The 17,420-nt window shown below is 60.9% G+C and carries 17 protein-coding genes; 8 read left to right on the forward strand and 9 right to left on the reverse strand.

From position 1 onward, the window contains the following. Positions 1-173: 173 nt before the first annotated feature. Positions 174-2,846 (reverse strand): excinuclease ABC subunit UvrB, encoded by a 2,673-nt coding sequence (uvrB, locus tag AC0N03_RS01340; RefSeq protein WP_474286587.1) that lies wholly within the window; start codon positions 2,844-2,846, stop codon positions 174-176. A gap of 186 nt (positions 2,847-3,032) precedes the next feature. Here uvrB and AC0N03_RS01345 point away from each other — a divergent pair, with 186 nt between their 5' ends. Then, entirely contained in the window at positions 3,033-3,995 is a 963-nt protein-coding gene (locus AC0N03_RS01345) for a hypothetical protein (RefSeq protein WP_474286588.1), read from the forward strand. A 109-nt stretch (positions 3,996-4,104) separates the two neighbouring features. Here AC0N03_RS01345 and dksA read toward each other — a convergent pair whose 3' ends face one another. Continuing rightward, complete coding sequence (dksA, locus tag AC0N03_RS01350) at positions 4,105-4,527, reverse strand: RNA polymerase-binding protein DksA (protein WP_474286589.1); 423 nt, start codon at positions 4,525-4,527, stop codon at positions 4,105-4,107. A gap of 249 nt (positions 4,528-4,776) precedes the next feature. Here dksA and cckA point away from each other — a divergent pair, with 249 nt between their 5' ends. Further along, on the forward strand, positions 4,777-7,299 hold the full coding sequence (cckA, locus tag AC0N03_RS01355; protein ID WP_474286590.1) for a cell cycle histidine kinase CckA: 2,523 nt from the start codon (positions 4,777-4,779) through the stop codon (positions 7,297-7,299). A 41-nt stretch (positions 7,300-7,340) separates the two neighbouring features. On the opposite strand, the gene AC0N03_RS01360 is transcribed toward cckA, so the two are convergent. Next, positions 7,341-7,952, reverse strand: coding sequence for an NAD(P)-dependent oxidoreductase (locus tag AC0N03_RS01360; RefSeq protein WP_474286592.1), 612 nt, complete (start codon positions 7,950-7,952; stop codon positions 7,341-7,343). Between the two features lie 137 nt (positions 7,953-8,089). On the opposite strand from AC0N03_RS01360, the gene AC0N03_RS01365 reads away from it, so the two are divergent. The 6 genes from AC0N03_RS01365 (at position 8,090) to AC0N03_RS01390 (ending at position 13,248) form a co-directional block, all read left to right on the forward strand. Then, on the forward strand, positions 8,090-8,476 hold the full coding sequence (locus AC0N03_RS01365; protein WP_474286593.1) for a winged helix-turn-helix transcriptional regulator: 387 nt from the start codon (positions 8,090-8,092) through the stop codon (positions 8,474-8,476). 61 nt (positions 8,477-8,537) lie between these two features. Further along, positions 8,538-9,884: an ABC1 kinase family protein gene (locus tag AC0N03_RS01370; protein ID WP_474286594.1), complete on the forward strand. Its 1,347-nt coding sequence runs from the start codon at positions 8,538-8,540 to the stop codon at positions 9,882-9,884. Positions 9,885-9,974: 90 nt separating this feature from the next. After that, the gene (locus AC0N03_RS01375) at positions 9,975-10,124 is read left to right on the forward strand and encodes an aa3-type cytochrome c oxidase subunit IV (protein WP_474286595.1); all 150 of its coding nucleotides are present in this window, start codon (positions 9,975-9,977) and stop codon (positions 10,122-10,124) included. Between the two features lie 109 nt (positions 10,125-10,233). Continuing rightward, positions 10,234-11,388, forward strand: a complete 1,155-nt coding sequence (locus AC0N03_RS01380) for a Re/Si-specific NAD(P)(+) transhydrogenase subunit alpha (protein WP_474286596.1) — start codon at positions 10,234-10,236, stop codon at positions 11,386-11,388. Positions 11,389-11,391: 3 nt separating this feature from the next. Then, positions 11,392-11,838, forward strand: coding sequence for a proton-translocating transhydrogenase family protein (locus AC0N03_RS01385; RefSeq protein ID WP_474286597.1), 447 nt, complete (start codon positions 11,392-11,394; stop codon positions 11,836-11,838). Between the two features lie 3 nt (positions 11,839-11,841). Then, positions 11,842-13,248, forward strand: coding sequence for an NAD(P)(+) transhydrogenase (Re/Si-specific) subunit beta (locus AC0N03_RS01390; protein WP_474286599.1), 1,407 nt, complete (start codon positions 11,842-11,844; stop codon positions 13,246-13,248). A 62-nt stretch (positions 13,249-13,310) separates the two neighbouring features. Here the strand turns inward: AC0N03_RS01390 and AC0N03_RS01395 are convergent, their stop codons facing one another. The 6 genes from AC0N03_RS01395 to purE form a co-directional block, all read right to left on the reverse strand. Then, positions 13,311-13,763 (reverse strand): DUF1284 domain-containing protein, encoded by a 453-nt coding sequence (locus AC0N03_RS01395; protein ID WP_474286600.1) that lies wholly within the window; start codon positions 13,761-13,763, stop codon positions 13,311-13,313. After that, positions 13,744-14,325: a biotin transporter BioY gene (locus tag AC0N03_RS01400; protein WP_474286601.1), complete on the reverse strand. Its 582-nt coding sequence runs from the start codon at positions 14,323-14,325 to the stop codon at positions 13,744-13,746. The genes AC0N03_RS01395 and AC0N03_RS01400 overlap by 20 nt, the downstream gene beginning before the upstream one ends. A 97-nt stretch (positions 14,326-14,422) precedes the next feature. Further along, entirely contained in the window at positions 14,423-15,181 is a 759-nt protein-coding gene (locus tag AC0N03_RS01405) for a tetratricopeptide repeat protein (RefSeq protein WP_474286603.1), read from the reverse strand. A gap of 234 nt (positions 15,182-15,415) precedes the next feature. Next, a complete protein-coding gene (rpsU, locus tag AC0N03_RS01410; RefSeq protein ID WP_474286604.1) occupies positions 15,416-15,661 on the reverse strand; it encodes a 30S ribosomal protein S21 in 246 nt (81 codons plus the stop codon). 157 nt (positions 15,662-15,818) lie between these two features. Continuing rightward, positions 15,819-16,913, reverse strand: a complete 1,095-nt coding sequence (locus AC0N03_RS01415; protein WP_474286605.1) for a 5-(carboxyamino)imidazole ribonucleotide synthase — start codon at positions 16,911-16,913, stop codon at positions 15,819-15,821. Then, the gene (purE, locus tag AC0N03_RS01420) at positions 16,913-17,377 is read right to left on the reverse strand and encodes a 5-(carboxyamino)imidazole ribonucleotide mutase (protein ID WP_474286607.1); all 465 of its coding nucleotides are present in this window, start codon (positions 17,375-17,377) and stop codon (positions 16,913-16,915) included. Before purE ends, AC0N03_RS01415 begins: the two co-directional genes overlap by 1 nt. Between the last annotated feature and the right edge of the window lie 43 nt (positions 17,378-17,420).

Here is a 17,420-nt window from a genome sequence, read left to right on the forward strand (position 1 = left end):
TTTCATTGGTTTTTGTGCCGTTTCGGACGCCTTTTGACGTCAGTGCCAGCGCAGCAAAGCAATCTATGCGGCTGTGAGGACTGGATTGCTTCGCTTACGCTCGCAAAGACGCTTGAGGCTTTTGCGGACGCTCGCCATGACGGCACAGCCGATCCAAAAAAGCGTGAAAGGTCTCACACCATCCGTTTCGGCTTGCCCTTGGCGGTGCGTGTGCCGCCCTGACCGCCGGTGGAGCGGCCCAGCGGCTTGGCTTCGCCGCCGCCCCAGTTGTGCGGGCCCATATCGGCATCGGTGGGTTTATGGGCGCGGGTTGGCAGGTTGGCCTTGTCGCCATAGGGGCGCGGGCCGTCATAGCTGCCCGCCTTGCTCTCGACATCGGATTGGCGCGCCAGCGGATCGTCGGCCAGCACGAGTTCGGTCGCCTGCAGGCGGCGGATCTCGTCGCGTAGCCGGGCGGCGGTCTCGAATTCGAGATTGCCCGCAGCCTCTTTCATCCGCTTTTCCATATCGGCGATGGTCGCCTTGAGATTATGGCCCGGCGCAGGCGTGGCAAGGCCCGTATCCACGGTGATATGGTCGGCCTCATAGATGCTGCCCAGAATATCCTGAATGCCGCGCTTGATACTGGCCGGCGTGATGTTGTTGGCCTCGTTGTAAGCAAGCTGCTTGGCGCGGCGCCGGTTTGTCTCGTCCATGGCGCGCCGCATCGAGCCGGTGATCTGATCGGCATAGAGAATAACGCGGCCGTCGACATTGCGCGCGGCGCGGCCGATGGTCTGGATCAGCGAGGTTTCGGAGCGCAGGAAGCCTTCCTTGTCGGCGTCGAGCACAGCCACCAGCCCGCATTCGGGAATGTCCAGCCCCTCGCGCAGCAGGTTGATGCCGACCAGAACGTCGAACGTACCGAGCCGCAGGTCGCGGATGATTTCAATGCGTTCAATCGTATCGATGTCGGAATGCATGTAGCGCACGCGCACGCCATTATCGTGGAGATATTCGGTCAGGTCCTCCGCCATGCGCTTGGTGAGGACAGTGACGAGGGCGCGATAGCCTGCCTGCGCCGAGGCGCGGATCTCGCCCAGCACGTCATCCACCTGCGCGCGGGCCGGGCGCACCTCGACGGGCGGATCGATCAGGCCTGTCGGGCGGATAACCTGCTCGACAAAGGTGCCGCCGGTCTGTTCCATTTCCCATTTGCCCGGCGTCGCGGAGACATGCACGGTCTGCGGGCGCATGGCCTCCCACTCCTCGAAACGCAGCGGCCGGTTGTCGAGGCAGGACGGCAGGCGGAAGCCATATTCGGCCAGCGTCGCCTTGCGGCGGAAGTCGCCCTTATACATGGCGCCGATCTGCGGCACGGTGACATGGCTCTCGTCGGTGAACACCAGTGCATTGTCGGGCAGATATTCAAACAGGGTCGGCGGCGGCTCGCCCGGCGCGCGGCCGGTGAGATAGCGCGAATAATTCTCGATGCCGGCGCACACCCCGGTGGCTTCCAGCATTTCCAGATCGAAAACCGTGCGCTGCTCAAGCCGCTGCGCTTCGAGCAGACGACCGGAATCGTTCAGCACCTTCAGGCGGGCTTTCAACTCGGCCTTGATGCCGGCAATGCTCTGCAACAGGGTGGGGCGCGGCGTGACATAGTGCGAATTGGCGTAAACCTTGACCAGTTCAAGATCTTCGGTCTTCTTGCCGGTGAGCGGATCGAACTCCTGAATGCTTTCGATTTCGTCGCCGAAGAAGCTGATCCGCCATGCCCTGTCTTCGTAATGGGCCGGGAAAAGTTCAATCACATCGCCGCGCACGCGGAAGATTCCGCGCGAGAAATCGCCCAGACTGCGCTTATATTGCAGGGCGACCAGATCGGTGATGATCTGGCGCTGGTCGACCTTCTCGCCCACCTTCATCGTAAAGGTCATGGCGGTGTAGGTTTCCACAGAGCCGATACCGTAAATGCAGGAAACTGAAGCGACAATGATCACGTCGTCGCGCTCCAGAAGGGCGCGGGTGGCGGCATGGCGCATCCGGTCGATCTGCTCGTTGATCGAAGATTCCTTCTCGATAAATGTGTCCGAGCGCGGCACATAGGCTTCCGGCTGGTAATAATCGTAATAGGATACGAAATATTCCACCGCATTATCAGGAAAGAAACTCTTGAACTCGCCATAAAGCTGGGCCGCCAGCGTCTTGTTGGGGGCAAGGATCAGGGCCGGGCGCTGCGTTTCCTTGATCACCTGCGCCATGGTGAAGGTCTTGCCGGAACCGGTGACGCCGAGCAAAACCTGATCGCGCTCATGCGCCTGAATGCCTTTCACCAGTTCGGCAATCGCGGCGGGTTGATCACCTTTCGGCTCATATTCTGATACAATCTTGAATGGATAGCCGCCTTCCGATTTTTCCGGACGCAAAGGCCGGTGCGGCACCCAGGGCTTGGTGTCGCGGAAGTTCGGATCGCCTTTTTCGAGAAGATCCTTCAGAGAATCCGCCGTGGCGCTGACGCCGCTGGGCGCGGTGAAATTCTGCGCGGCGGGACGTCGGCGGGCCGGACGCTTTGCGGTCTCTGCACCATCGGCAAAAGTTTCGCCCGGAATGACCGGGGCATCCAGTTTCAGCTTGCTGGCGAGATGCTGGTCGATCTTCACATTGCGGCTGCCGCTGTCGAATCCCGCCTGCGGCGCCTCGCTGAAGCCTTTCGGCGTTTCGGACTTCTTTTCGTTCAGCGCCGGATTGAGCAGAGCCGCCAGATGTTCATCCAGCGGATGCACCTCCATGCGCGCGGCCTTGGGGCGTGTGAGTTTCGGATTGGGGGTGCGGGGACGGGAAACCATGGCTCTAATATGGGCCATGCGGCGTCAAAATTCAAAGAGGGCGTTCGGCGCCGCAGTTCTTGATTGAATCGGTTTGATTAAATAGGAATCGTCCGGTTCAAATTACCTGAATACTGGTGTAGGTTGTGAGACAACAGGTAAGAATGACAAGGGCTTTTTTAAATGCCGTCTTTTCTCACCTCCCTGGCGGGAGACAGTAAAATCATGCAGTTCGGACTTCTCATCGGCCTGGCGATCATCGTCATTGTCGGCATCGCTCTGGGGGCGCGCGCAATTTTCAGCAACAGGATCAGGGGTGCTGCCGCGCGCGGGCGCCAGCCCCGCCTTGCCGTGGTGGATGTTTTCGATCTCGACCGTCATCGCCAGCTCGTGCTCGTGCGGCGCGATCAGGTGGAGCATCTGGTCATGATCGGCGGGCCGAACGATGTGGTCGTCGAAGCCGGAATCGTGCGTATTCCGGGCGTGATGCGGGAGAAGGAGCGCGGAGAGGCGAAGGAGCGGGAGGCCGCCGCGCCGGAAATGAAGATTGCCGCGCGCCTGCCCGAGGCGGCCTTTGCCGGCGGGCTGCGCGCCAGCAGTGAGCTGCCTGTAGCCCAGCCCATCGCCGAAGAGGTCGCGGTTCACGAGCCGGAGACGGACAATCCAACGCCTGCGGCAACGGCTCCCTATCTGCCGGAAGAGGCGGCGCGTGCCGCACCGCCTGAATTGCCCGTGGCTGCCGCCCCGCGCCGCGAGCCGGTTTTTCCGCGCCCCCCAGCCGCGTTGCGACCGGCGTCCGGGCCGGGCGCAGAGGACATTGCGCCCAATGGCGTAGCTGCGGCGCAACCCGCCGCCAGCGCCGGGGAGACTGCAGCGCCGCCGTCGTTCGTCTCTCGCAGCACGCCGTTGCCGCGTGCCCTGACGCCGATGCCGACCCGGCCTGTCACCACAATTCCACGCAGCAATCTGCCTCCGCGTCCCTTCACCTTCGGCGCCCGCCCTGCGGAACCGGCAGCCGGCCCCGCGCCCGCTGCCCCTGAGCCCGCTGCCCATGAGCCGCCGCCACCGCCTGCGCCCGCACCCTCGCAACAGGAGGCCCCCCGCGCAAAGGTAGCACCTTTGCCGCCTCTGAGCGAACTTGAGCAGGAGATGGCGCGTCTTCTTGGCCGCCCCGTCAAGCTGGATTAGACATCAGGGTGGGGCTGAGCCCGCATTGGTGAACGCGGCAAAATCAGCCACAAACAAAAAAGGCAGCACAAGAAAATGTGCTGCCCGCAAATTAAATATTAAAAAATATCTATTCGTCCTTATAGACTTTTTCGCGCCGTTCATGCCGCTCCTGCGCCTCGATCGACAAAGTTGCGATGGGCCGTGCATCAAGGCGCTTGAGCGATATTGGGTCGCCCGTTTCCTCGCAATAGCCGTAGCTGCCGTCTTCGATGCGCGCGATGGCGGCATCAATCTTGGCGATGAGCTTTCGCTGGCGGTCGCGCGCGCGCAGTTCGATGGCGCGATCTGATTCGGACGAAGCGCGGTCGGCTATGTCCGGATGATTTTCGCTCTCATTCTGCAGGGCAGCCAGTGTTTCCCGGCTTTCGCGCAGGATTTCTTCTTTCCAGGCCAGCAATTTGCGGCGAAAATAATCGCGCTGGCGTTCATTCATGAACGGTTCGTCTTCTGATGGACGATATTCAGTATCGAGCGTTCCAATATCCGACATTCCAGATTCTCCCGCTTTTCGCACTTGGCTTATAGCGACTTGCCATTGAAGAGACAATCACGCTGACCATTTTTCGACAGAATCTTTCTCAGGCTGTCACGCAGCGGCATCTGCGCTTAAAAGCGCCCGTTTTAACGGCAATACAGTCAAATGATGGTTGATGGTTCGTTAAGCCGTTTTATGCTAACGACATGCGGAAACATATGCCTGTGGGGGATTCGCAATGCTCCCAAGCGTCCGGGATGGATTATGACTTATTCTTCGTCGCCAAGAACGGTGGACCGCCTAGATAAATCGGGCAGCGCGATCCGGGTGCTGGTTCTTGCGCTCGTGCTGATTGCCATGGCGGTGCTGTTTTCCTTTCTGCCGCAGGACATGGCGTCGAGTTTCCTCATCGGCGTGCTCGCGTTTCTGGCCCTGATCGGGGTGTTTTCCATTTTCGCCAGCGCGATCAATCTCATCCAGTTCGCCGGACAATCTGGCCGGAACGACCTGACCAAACTCATGGCCGATACGTCCGGCGATGGGATATTGGTGACCTCCGGCGAGGGGCAGGTTCTTTACGCCAACGAAACCTACATGACGCTCTCGGGCGCGCATGAGCCCTCCGACATCCGAATCGTCGAGAGGCTGTTTTCCGGCACGCCGGAAGTGTCCGAGGCGGTTTACCGGCTGGCGCAGGCCGCGCGCGATGGCAAGCGTGGCTCGGAGGAGGTGCGTCTGGCTCCTTCGCTGACGGGCGACGGCGCCTTCGGCTGGTATCAGTTGCGCTCGCGTCCGCTCGACCGGCGCAACGGCAAGGCGATCACCCTCTGGACGGTGACGGATACAACGCGCGAGCGCGAGCGCCACGAGAATGTCTTTCAGGAACTCCAGCACGCGATCGATTTTCTCGACCATGCGCCAGCGGGCTTTCTCTCCATCGAGGCCGATGGCCGCATCACATATATCAACACCACGCTGGCCGGCTGGCTTGATTACGACCTTGCCCAGGTCGGCTCCGGCGGGCTGGTGCTGTCGGATATTGTTGCTGGCGACGGCGCGGCGCTGATCAGCACCATGTCCGGCGCTGCGGGAGAGGTGCGCACCCAGCAGTTCGATCTCGATCTGCGCTGCCGCAATGGCCAGACGCTGCCGGTGCGGCTGCTGCATCGCGTCGCCTATGGACAGGACCGCGCGCCCGGTTCCTCGCGCACGCTTGTCATCAACCGCGCCTCGGGCGAGGAGCGGGAGGAGCACGTGCGCCTTGCCGAAGTGCGGTTCGCGCGGTTCTTCAATTCGACGCCCATGGCCATTGCCACGATCGGCGCAGGCGGCGTCATCTACGAAACCAACGCTGCCTTTGTGAAGCTGATGCCCGATGCGCTCGGCTCGGGCGCAACCGGGGAAAGCCGTTCCCTGCTGCCCGCCATCGCCGAGAAGGACAGGGAGCGCGTTGCCGCGGCGATTGCCGATGCCATCGCCGGCAAATCGGATATTTTGCCGCTGGACGCAAGTCTGGAGGGGCCAGGCAACCGCTCGGCGCGCCTCTTCTTTTCCGCCAGCGAGGAAATCGACCACGAGCGGCGGGCCAATGTTTTCGCGCTGGAGATGACCGAGCAGCGCACGCTGCAGGAGAGCTTCGCCCAGAGCCAGAAGATGCAGGCCATCGGACAACTGGCTGGCGGCGTGGCGCATGACTTCAACAATGTGCTCACCGCCATCATCGGCTATTCCGACCTGCTGCTCAATTCGCACCGCCCGACCGACCCGTCCTTTCAGGACATTATGCAGATCAAGCAGAATGCCAATCGCGCCGCTGGCCTTGTGCGCCAGCTTCTGGCCTTCTCCCGTCGCCAGACGCTGCGCCCGCAGGTGATCCAGCTTTCCGATGTGCTCTCCGATGTGCAGATGCTGTTGCGGCGGCTGGCCGGCGAGCGCATTGAACTCGAACTGCGCCATGGCCGCGACTTGTGGTTCACCAAGGCCGACGTCAACCAGTTCGAGCAGGTGATCGTCAATCTGGTTGTCAATGCGCGCGATGCCATGCCGCAGGGCGGCAAGATTTCCATCCGCACCCGCAATTTCACGCCGCAGGATTGCGCAAGCCTGAACGAATCGTCGCTCGTGCCGGGTGAATATGCCGTCGTCGAGGTCGAGGATACCGGCACCGGCATTCCGGAGGATGTGCGCGCCAAGATTTTCGAACCTTTTTTCACCACGAAGGAAGTGGGCAAGGGCACCGGTCTCGGCCTGTCGATGGTCTATGGCATCGTCAAGCAGACCGGCGGCTATGTCTTCTGCGAATCGACGCCCGGCACCGGCACGATCTTCCGCATCCTGCTGCCGCGCTATATTCCCAATGCCGCTGAGGAAGAGGTCAAAAAGGAAGAGGAAGCCAAGCCCGCCGCCGCCGATCATACCGGCCACGGCACGGTGCTCCTCGTTGAGGACGAGGAGGCCGTGCGGGCCTTTGGCGCCCGCGCGCTCACCGCCCGCGGCTATACGGTTCTGGAGGCGGGTTCCGGTCTTGAGGCGCTGGAGCAGATCGAAGAGCATGGCGGCAAGGTCGATCTCATTGTTTCCGACGTGGTCATGCCGGAAATGGACGGACCCACCATGTTTGGCGAATTGCGCAAGAAGGGCATCAACGTGCGGGTGATTTTCGTCTCCGGCTATGCCGAGGATGCCTTCGCCAAAAACCTGCCCGAGGGCGAGGATTTCGGCTTCATGCCCAAGCCTTTCTCGCTCAAGCAGCTCATTGAAACGGTCAAGGCCAATATCAAGCCATAAAAAGGGGCCGTGCGGCCCCTTTGTCCAGTCTGGCTTCGCATTCAGTATCCGACAGTGAATCTCTGGTTCTGATGAGCGGGCCGCTCGATCTCGTCGACCAGAGCAACGGCGAAATCCTCAAAGCTGATCCAGCTCTTGCCGGTGCTGTCGACGAGAAGATGATCCTGGCCGAGACGGAACGTGCCGGTGCGCTCGCCCGCAATGAAGAGCCCCGAGGGGGAGAGGAATGTCCAGTTGACTGCGCTCTGAGCCCGCAGCTTGTCCAGAAATTCCGCGCCTTTCAGGGCTTCGGTCTTGTAAAGTTCCGGGAAAGAGGGCGCATCGATCACTCGGCTGCCGTCGGGCGTGAGCAGACTGCCGGCGCCGCCCACCACCAGATAGCGCCCGACCCCGGACTCGCGCGCCGCCGCGATCAGCAGATCGGCGTCGCTGGCCGAAAAATGCACGGCGCTGATCAGAACGTCATGGCCGCGCAGGACGTCCACCAACCCGGCCTTGTCGTAGACGTCGGCTTTGACGGCGCTCACGCCTTTGCTGCTCTTGATCTTCTCAATGTTGCGCGCAATGGCTGTCACGCTGAAGCCGCGCCGTACAAGCTCGGCCAGAATGCGCGAGCCGGCCTGTCCGCTGGCGCCGATAAGAGCAATTTTCATCAGTTTCTCCTTCAGTAATTGTAAGAGATATAGTATTTAATATATACTGATTTAGAAAACCGTGCCCGACTGCACAAGAAGGGTTTTGAAAGTAACCATGTATGCCCGCAGGATGCGGCCAGACCGGGAGGAATCCGATGAAAGCACGCCGCATTATTGATGCCGATTATCAGAAGTGCCCGATCCGCAATGTGCTTGATCGCATCGGCGATCGCTGGAGCCTGCTCGTATTGCTGAATCTTGACGCTTATGGCGCCATGCGGTTCAGCGCGTTGAAGCGGGCGATAGGCGATATTTCTCAGCGCATGCTCTCGCAGACCCTGCGGCGCCTCGAACAGGATGGCCTGCTTATTCGCGACGTCTTGCCGACAAATCCGCCCGGCGTCAGCTATTCATTGTCTGGTCTCGGCCTGTCGCTGATGCCGAACCTGATCAATCTGCAGGACTGGGCCAATGAACATTTTGCCCAGATCGAGCACGCCCGCGCCCATTATGTGCCTCTTCCCGCGCAACTCGCGCTTTAGCGGCATCCGGACAGGGCCTTTCTTGCGTATATGATCTATGGTTTACCTGAAACGGAGCAGCATGTCCCAGGATCCGGAACGTAACAGATTTGCCGCCAGAGCGACGCGCTATGCCAGAGTTGGCGCTAATCTGACCGGCGCCATGGCGAAGATGGCGGGTTCTCGCTTTTCAGGCGAGGAGACCGGTGCGGGCGCCGTTGCGCTGGCCTCCGCGCTCGGCGGGCTGAAAGGGCCGCTGATGAAAGTGGCGCAACTGATGGCCACCATTCCCGAGGCGCTGCCGCCCAAATATGCCGAGGAACTGCAAAAGCTCCAGTCCGAAGCGCCGCCCATGGGCGCGGCTTTCGTCAGGCGGCGGATGATGGCGGAGCTTGGCCCCGACTGGCGCAGCCGTTTTGCCGAATTCGACCTGCATCCGGCCGCAGCGGCTTCACTGGGGCAGGTGCATCGCGCGCTGACGCTGGAAGGGCAGGCTGTTGCCTGCAAGCTGCAATATCCGGATATGAAATCCGCCGTCGAGGCCGATCTCTCGCAGCTTAATCTGCTGTTCTCCATTCACCGGCGCATGGATCCGGCAATCGATACGAGTCAGATTGCCGAGGAAATCAGCGAGCGCATACGCGAGGAGCTGGATTACCGCCGCGAGGCCAGACATGCGGCCCTCTATGCCGATATGCTGCGTGCGGATGACGACATCCGCGTGCCGCGCGTGCATGAGTCGCTCTCGACCGGACGCCTGCTGACGCTCGACTGGCTGACCGGCGAAAAGCTGCTCGCTTTCAAGAGCCACAGTCAGGAAGAGCGCAACCGCATCGCGCTCGCCATGTTCAAGGCATGGTGGCATCCGTTCAGCCGCTTTGGCGTTATTCATGGCGATCCGCATCTCGGCAATTACACCGTGTTCAGCGAGAACGGCGCGCCGCAAGGCATCAATCTGCTGGATTACGGCTGTATCCGAATCTTTCCGCCGCGCTTTGTCGGCGGCGTTGTCGATCTTTATCGCGGCCTGCAGGAGAACGACCGCGCGCGCATCGTGCATGCCTATGAGACATGGGGCTTCAAAAGCCTGAACAACGATCTTATTGAAGTGCTCAATGTCTGGGCGCGGTTCATTTACGGACCGCTGCTCGATGACCGGGTGCGCACCATCGCAGACGGCGTGTCGCCCGGCCAATATGGCCGCAAGGAAGCCTTTGAGGTGCATCAGGCCCTCAAACGGAAGGGGCCGGTTCAGGTTCCGCGCGAATTTGTCTTCATGGACAGGGCCGCCATCGGCCTTGGCGGCGTATTCCTGCACCTGAATGCCGAGATGAATTTTTATCGCCTGTTCAATGAGGCAATCGAAGGATTTTCTGTGGAGGGCGTCGGCGCGCGGCAAGCGCAGGCCATGGTGCTGGCCGGTCTTTAATAAACTTTGCCTCAACACGCCTCTGCGCCCATTGCTCCTTGCCCGAATTTCGGCTAAATCCGGCATAGTGGCAGGATCAAGGAGTTGAAAATGGCCGAACATAGCGCACATGCAGACGGACACCCGGCAATGGATTACGCCGAGCACGAAAAGACTTTTGGCTTGTTCATGGGTCTGGTGAAATATGTGTCTATCGGTGCGGTGATTGTCCTGATCGGCATGGCCTTCTTCCTGCTCTGAACGCAGGTCTCAAGGGGTCTGGCGCGTGACGCCGGCCCCTGCGCAATCAGCGCCCAGTCTGGGGTTATCTGGGTTATCACTTTCAGTCAGTCATAAACCGGGGCAAGTCATGCGCATAGCCATACCTGCGGAGACGGATTCAACGGAGAGCCGCGTTGCGGCGACACCCGAAACCATCAAGAAATTCATCGCGCTGGGCGCGGAAGTTACAGTTCAGACCGGAGCGGGTCTGGCGTCGGGCATAACGGATGCCGAATATACGTCGGCGGGCGCGGCTCTGGCGAAGAATGCCAAGGACTGCCTCAAGGACGCCGATCTCGTGCTCAAGGTGCGCCGCCCCAATGCGGCGGAACTGAAGGCTTTGAAGAAAGGCGCGCTGGTTTTGGCCGCCATGGACCCCTATGGCCATGAAGACGAGGTCAGGGCCATGGCCGATGCCGGGATTTCGGCTTTTGCCATGGAATTCATGCCGCGCATCACCCGGGCTCAGGTGATGGACATTCTCTCCTCGCAGGCCAATCTGGCCGGTTATCGCGCCGTGATCGATGCCGCCGCCGAATATGGCCGCGGCTTTCCGATGATGATGACCGCTGCAGGCACGGTTCCCGCCGCCAAGGTGTTCGTCATGGGCGTGGGTGTTGCCGGCCTTCAGGCGATCGCCACCGCGCGCCGGCTCGGCGCCATCGTCACCGCTACCGACGTGCGCCCGGCCACCAAGGAGCAGGTGGAATCTCTGGGCGCGAAATTCGTTGCCGTTGAGGACGAGGAATTCAAGGCTGCGGAAACCGCCGGCGGCTATGCCAAGGAAATGTCGAAGGACTATCAGGCCAAGCAGGCGGCTTTGGTCGCCAGCCATATAGCCAAGCAGGATATCGTCATCACCACCGCGCTGATTCCCGGCCGGCCCGCGCCGCGCCTCGTTTCGGCCGACATGGTCGCCTCGATGCGCGCGGGCTCGGTCATCATCGATCTGGCGGTCGAGCGCGGCGGCAATGTCGAGGGCGCCAAGGCGGGCGAGATCGTCGCCACCGCAAACGGCGTCAAGATTGTCGGCCATCTGAATGTGCCGGGTCGTCTCGCCGCCACCGCGTCCGCGCTTTATGCGCGCAACCTGTTCGCCTTCGCTGAAACCATGATCGACAAGGGCGCCAAGGCCCTTGCCGTCAAATGGGACGACGAACTTGTCAAGGCGACCTGCCTGACGCGCGACGGCGCGGTTATTCATCCTAATTTCGCCCCCAAACCTGCCCAAACGGAGGCTTGATCCATGGCCGATACTGTTCAGCAAATTGTCGACAAAGCCGACGCCGCCCGCAAGGCTGCGGAACTGGCGGCGGATCAGGTGCACCAATATGCCAGCCAGATCGCCGATATGGCGGGTGTCGCCGGACATGCGGCCACGGGCGGCGCCATCGATCCCTTCGTCTTCCGCTTTGCCATTTTCGCGCTGGCGATCTTCGTCGGTTATTACGTAGTCTGGTCGGTGACCCCGGCGCTGCATACGCCGCTGATGTCGGTGACCAACGCCATTTCGTCGGTGATCGTGGTGGGGGCGCTGCTTTCGGTGTCGGTCGATGCCTCGGCCTTCGGCAATGACGGGCCGATCTGGGCGCGGCTGTTCGGCTTCATTGCGCTCATTCTGGCTTCGGTCAACATTTTTGGCGGCTTCCTCGTGACCGAGCGCATGCTGGCCATGTACAAGAAGAAGGGCTGATCCATGTCCGCCAATATTGCTGCTCTTCTCTATCTCGTCTCCGGCGTCCTGTTCATTCTGGCCCTGCGCGGCCTTTCCTCGCCGTCCACATCGCGTCAGGGCAACCGCTATGGCATGATCGGCATGGGGCTGGCCGTGCTCACCACATTGCTGCTTTCGCCGCCCTCCGGCTTCATGAGCTGGCTGATGGTGGTTGCGGGCATTGCCATCGGCGGCGGCTTCGGCGCCTGGCGCGCACGCACCGTCCAGATGACGGCCATGCCGCAGCTTGTGGCCTCGTTCCACGCGCTGGTGGGTCTTGCCGCCGTCTTCGTGGCGGCGGGCGCGCTCTATGCGCCGCAGGCCTTCGGCATCGGCGAGGCCGGCTCGATCCACCATGCCAGCCTGATCGAAATGTCGATCGGTCTGGCCATCGGCGCCATCACCTTCTCGGGTTCGGTCATCGCCTTCCTCAAACTGGACGGGCGCATGTCGGGCAAGCCGATCATGCTGCCGCAACGTCATGCGATCAATCTCGGCCTCGGCATTCTTCTGGTTCTGCTGATCGCCATATTCTTCGGCACCGAGAGCCATCTCGTCTTCTGGCTGATTGCGCTGCTGAGCTTTGTCTTCGGCGTGCTGATCATCGTGCCCATCGGCGGCGCCGACATGCCGGTTGTGGTCTCGATGCTCAATTCCTATTCGGGCTGGGCCGCGGCGGGCATCGGTTTCACGCTCGGCAATCTGGCGCTGATCATCACCGGCGCACTGGTTGGCTCCTCGGGCGCGATTCTGTCCTACATCATGTGCAAGGGCATGAACCGCTCGTTCATTTCGGTGATTCTCGGCGGCTTCGGCGGCGAGGATGCCACGAGCGGCGGCAGCGGCGCGGTCGAGACGCGGCCGGTCAAGCAGGGCTCGGCGGAGGATGCCGCCTATATCATGAAGAACGCCCAGACGGTGATCATCGTGCCGGGCTACGGCATGGCTGTGGCGCAGGCGCAGCATGCGCTTCGCGAAATGGCCGATCTGCTCAAAAAGGAAGGCGTCGAGGTCAAATATGCCATTCATCCGGTGGCGGGCCGCATGCCCGGCCATATGAACGTGCTGCTGGCCGAGGCCAATGTGCCCTATGACGAAGTCTTCGAACTGGAAGACATCAACTCCGATTTCGGTCAGGCGGATGTCGCCTTCGTCATTGGCGCCAATGACGTCACCAACCCTGCAGCCAAGACAGACCCGAAATCGCCGATCTTCGGCATGCCCATCCTCGATGTCGAGAAGGCCAAGACCGTGCTCTTCATCAAGCGCGGCATGGCGGCAGGTTATGCCGGCGTCGAAAACGAACTGTTCTTCCGTGACAACACCATGATGCTCTTCGCCGACGCCAAGAAAATGGTCGAAAATATCAATAAGGCGCTGGCGCATTGAAATTACAGGCAGTCACGGCCAAATATGTCAAACCCCGCTTCGGCGGGGTTTTTTCTTGTCGTTCAGGGCGTGAGCTTGCAGCCGTTGAAACCTTGCGCCGAAATATCATCGCATAGCGCATGCCATTCACAGCCGGCGCAGGCGCGGCGAAATTCAGGCTCATTGCGAAACTGATGCCGCATGGCGTGGATATCGGCGGGCGAGAGGCTGAAGCAAGCGCCGGGCGCGAGGCGGAGGTCGAGCGCGTCATTAACGGCGGCAAGAGCCTGCACGTCGCGCAGCAGCGTCCGTTCGGTCAGGCAATGCGCGGCGCAGGCGTGATGTTCGCGTTGCAGCGGCGCGCAGATCGCATCCGGGCCGGTAACGATCTCTATCATGGCGCCGGAGCGCACATGCTCTGCGGCATCGTTCATCGAAACGATAAAGGCGGGGCTATAGCCCCGCCCGATATAGGTGAGCAGACACAGCAGATGGTGCCCGCGAAGTTCGATCCGTTCAGCCATTCCGCCGGACATTCAGGGATTTTGCGCCCTGATAAGCGAAGAAGGCCAGCGCGGTCTTGAGCACGGTGCCGAGAATGAACGGCGTGAAGCCATAGGCGATCGCTGCCGACAGGCCGATGAACGTCGCAAGCCAAGCCACGCCCGGCACGAAAATGATCAGATGTCCCAGCAGAAGTGAAACGGCCAGTTTCCAGCCCTTGCTGTTCCAGCCACGATCAGCGAGCCAGCCGATGAAGGCCGCGCCGAACAGGAAGCCGACAAGATATCCGCCGGTGTTGCCGATGATGGAGGAAAAACCCGCCGCGCCGCCGGCAAAGACCGGCAGGCCGACCGCGCCTTCAATGAGATAGGCGATGACGATCTCACTGGCCAGCCGCCAGCCGCACAGCGCCCCGATCATGATCACGGCGAAAGTCTGCATGGTCATCGGTACGGGATACATCGGCACGCTCAGTTGCGCCGACATGGCCAGAGCCGCAGAGCCGACGAGAACGGCAAAGGCGCGGCGCAAAGCCGAGTGCTGAACCATAGATCCGAGCGGGGCCACGGATGGCACGGCCAAAGACTTGATCATTATATTCCTCCGAATGATAGGCCCAGATATATTGGCTGGTTCGCCGGCAAGAGGCAAGCTGAAGCGGCTTTAATCTTAGAGCCGCGCACAGACAAGGCTACATATGGCCGAGACGCGCGAGTCCGGCGCGCGCTGTCGCATTGCCGACGTCAATGCTCACGGCTTCGTTATAGGCTTCGAGCGCCTTGGTGCGGTTGTTCAGGTGCTCATAGGCTACGCCCAGCCCGGCCCAGGCTTCCGACAGGCGGTTATCGACATTGAGCGCGGCATTGAAGTCCTCAATGGCAGCGTCATATTTGCCAAGGGCAAGCAGGCTCTGGCCGCGCGCCTGATAGGGCGCCGCGACGAAGGGATTGCGGTCGATCGCATTGTCAAAATCGGTAATGGCCAGCTGATGCTGGCCCTGACGCTGATAGATCAGGCCGCGCGCATGGAACGCCTGCGCTTGCTCGGGGTTGAGACGGATCGCCTGATTGAGGTCGTTCATCGCGTCATTGTAATCGCCGCGCGCGCGCAGCAGGTTGGCGCGGCCGAGATAGGCCGCCGCATGCTGCGGATTGACGGAGATAGCGCTGTTGAAATCGGCCAGCGCGGCATCATCCCGCTTGATCTGGCGATAGGCGAGGGCGCGATTCACATAGGCGGAGGCCAGACCCGGATTGATGGTGATGGCCTGCGAAAAATCTGCGATGGCGTTCTTGTACTGGCCTATTTTGGCATAGGCCGTGCCGCGCGTATTATAGGCCACGGCGTCATTGGGATTGCGCTGGATGAGGTCGCTCAGCGAGGCTATATTTGCCGACGCGGCCGCAGGGTTTTCGGTATCGAGCGCGGCTATGCCTGCGTCTTTCGGCATGTTGGCTCCGGTCTGACAACCGGCCAGCGCCAATGACGCGGCAAGAGCAGCGCCAATCAATGAACGTGAGGACAGAAGGAAAGCGCGTTGTGTCATGAATGACCTCGGCCAGGAACATAAAATTAAACGATGCCGTACGGCGCACGGCATGCTGTCAATACAATTTCGCCCGGCGGATAAAGGCCGGGCGAAGCTACAAATATCTCAGCAGGCTGGTTCCGGACCGGAGACCAATCAGCGTGCTCCGCGAACCAATTCTGCCTTGGGCTTCATCGGCAGCAGGCCTTCGCGCTGCATTTTCTTGCGGGTGAGCTTGCGCGCACGGCGCACGGCTTCGGCCTTCTCGCGGGCCTTCTTTTCAGAGGGCTTTTCGTAATGATCGCGCAGCTTCATTTCGCGGAAGATACCTTCACGCTGCATCTTTTTCTTCAGAGCCTTGAGGGCCTGGTCAACATTGTTGTCGCGGACGAGAACTTGCACGAACTAAATCCTATCTTTTCTCTGGCCTGTCACAGCCATCCGATCGAAATTTCGATTTCCCAATGAAACCGCGAGCGCGAGCGGCGCGCTCCTCCGTTTGATCGTTCGGATAGCAGATCAATGTCCATCTGTCCAGACAATCTCGGCAAAATTCAGTCTATTTTCGGCCCGTCTCGGGCAGAATGCGCGTGACATGCCCCATCTTGCGCCCCGGCTTGGTCTCGGCCTTGCCATAAAGACGCAAACTGGCGTTTTCACTCAGGATTTTCGGCCAGTTGTCCATATCCTGACCGATCAGATTCTGCATTTCGATGCGCCCATGACGGTGCGTCGACCCCAGCGGCCAGCCGCAGATTGCTCTGATATGCTGCTCAAATTGAGATGTGACTGCGCCGTCCAGCGTCCAGTGGCCGGAATTGTGCACGCGCGGCGCCATTTCATTGACGATCAATTCTTCGTGGCCCGAGGCATCCGCCGGCATGACGAACATTTCCACCGCAAAGACGCCGACATATCCCAGCGCTTCGGCGGTTTTTCTGCCGATTTCAAGCGCGGCAAGCTCCGTTTCCGGCCTGATATGCGCCGGCACGAGGCTGCGCGAGAGAATATGATTGGCGTGGTGATTTTCGGCCACGTCATAAGCGCGAAATTCACCATCGATGCCGCGGGCGGCAATCACCGAAATTTCCCTGGTGAACCGGACAAGCCCCTCCAGAATGGCGGGGTGTCCGCCGATGGAGCGGTGCAGCACGGCCAGATCCGCGGATTCACGCACCAGAACCTGGCCTTTGCCGTCATAACCGAACCTGCGTGTCTTCAGGATAGAGGGGCGGCCGATCTGCGCCACGGCGCGTGCCAGCGCGCCGGTGTCCTCGACATCCATGAACGGGGCAGTGGCAACGCCGATGGAATTGAAGAACGTCTTTTCGCTCAGCCTGTCTTGCGAGATGCCGAGTGCATGGCGGTCCGGATAGACCGGTCTGAAACGCTCCAGCACCGCAACGGCCTCGACCGGAATATTCTCGAATTCATAGGTCACCACATCTACCGACGCGGCGAATTTTTCGAGCGCGGCAGCATCGTCATAGGCGGCGATCGTGTGATGCCCGGCAACCTCGAAGGCAGGGCTGTCGGCCTCGGGGGCATAGATGTGACATTTGAGCCCGAGCTGTGCTGCAGCAATGGCGAGCATGCGGCCGAGTTGTCCGCCGCCGAGAATGCCGATGGTGGAGCCAGGTGCGATCAGCGTCATTATTCTTCGTCCCGCGGGTGATGGGCGACGCTGGCTGTCTGCTCCGCGCGCCAGCTTTCGAGACGCGCGGCAAGTTCGTCATCGTTGAGGGCAAGAATGCTGGCGGCCAGAATGGCCGCGTTAAGCGCCCCGGCCTTGCCGATGGCGAGCGTTGCCACAGGCACGCCGCCGGGCATCTGCACGATCGAATACAGCGAATCGACGCCCGAAAGAGCCCGGCTTTCCACCGGAACGCCCAGAACGGGCAGTGTGGTCATGGCGGCGCACATGCCGGGAAGATGGGCCGCGCCGCCTGCGCCCGCGATGATCACCTGAACGCCGGCCGCCTTCGCGCCTTTTGAGAATTCATATAGCCGCTCGGGCGTGCGGTGCGCCGAAATGATCCGGGCCTCATGCTCGATATCCAGCGTTTCCAGCATGTCGGCGGCATGGCGCATGGTGGCCCAGTCAGATTGACTGCCCATGATGATCACAACAGGGGGCGATGAAATCACTCGTCTTCTCTCT

This window comes from Methylocystis sp. sgz306128, assembly GCF_056032725.1.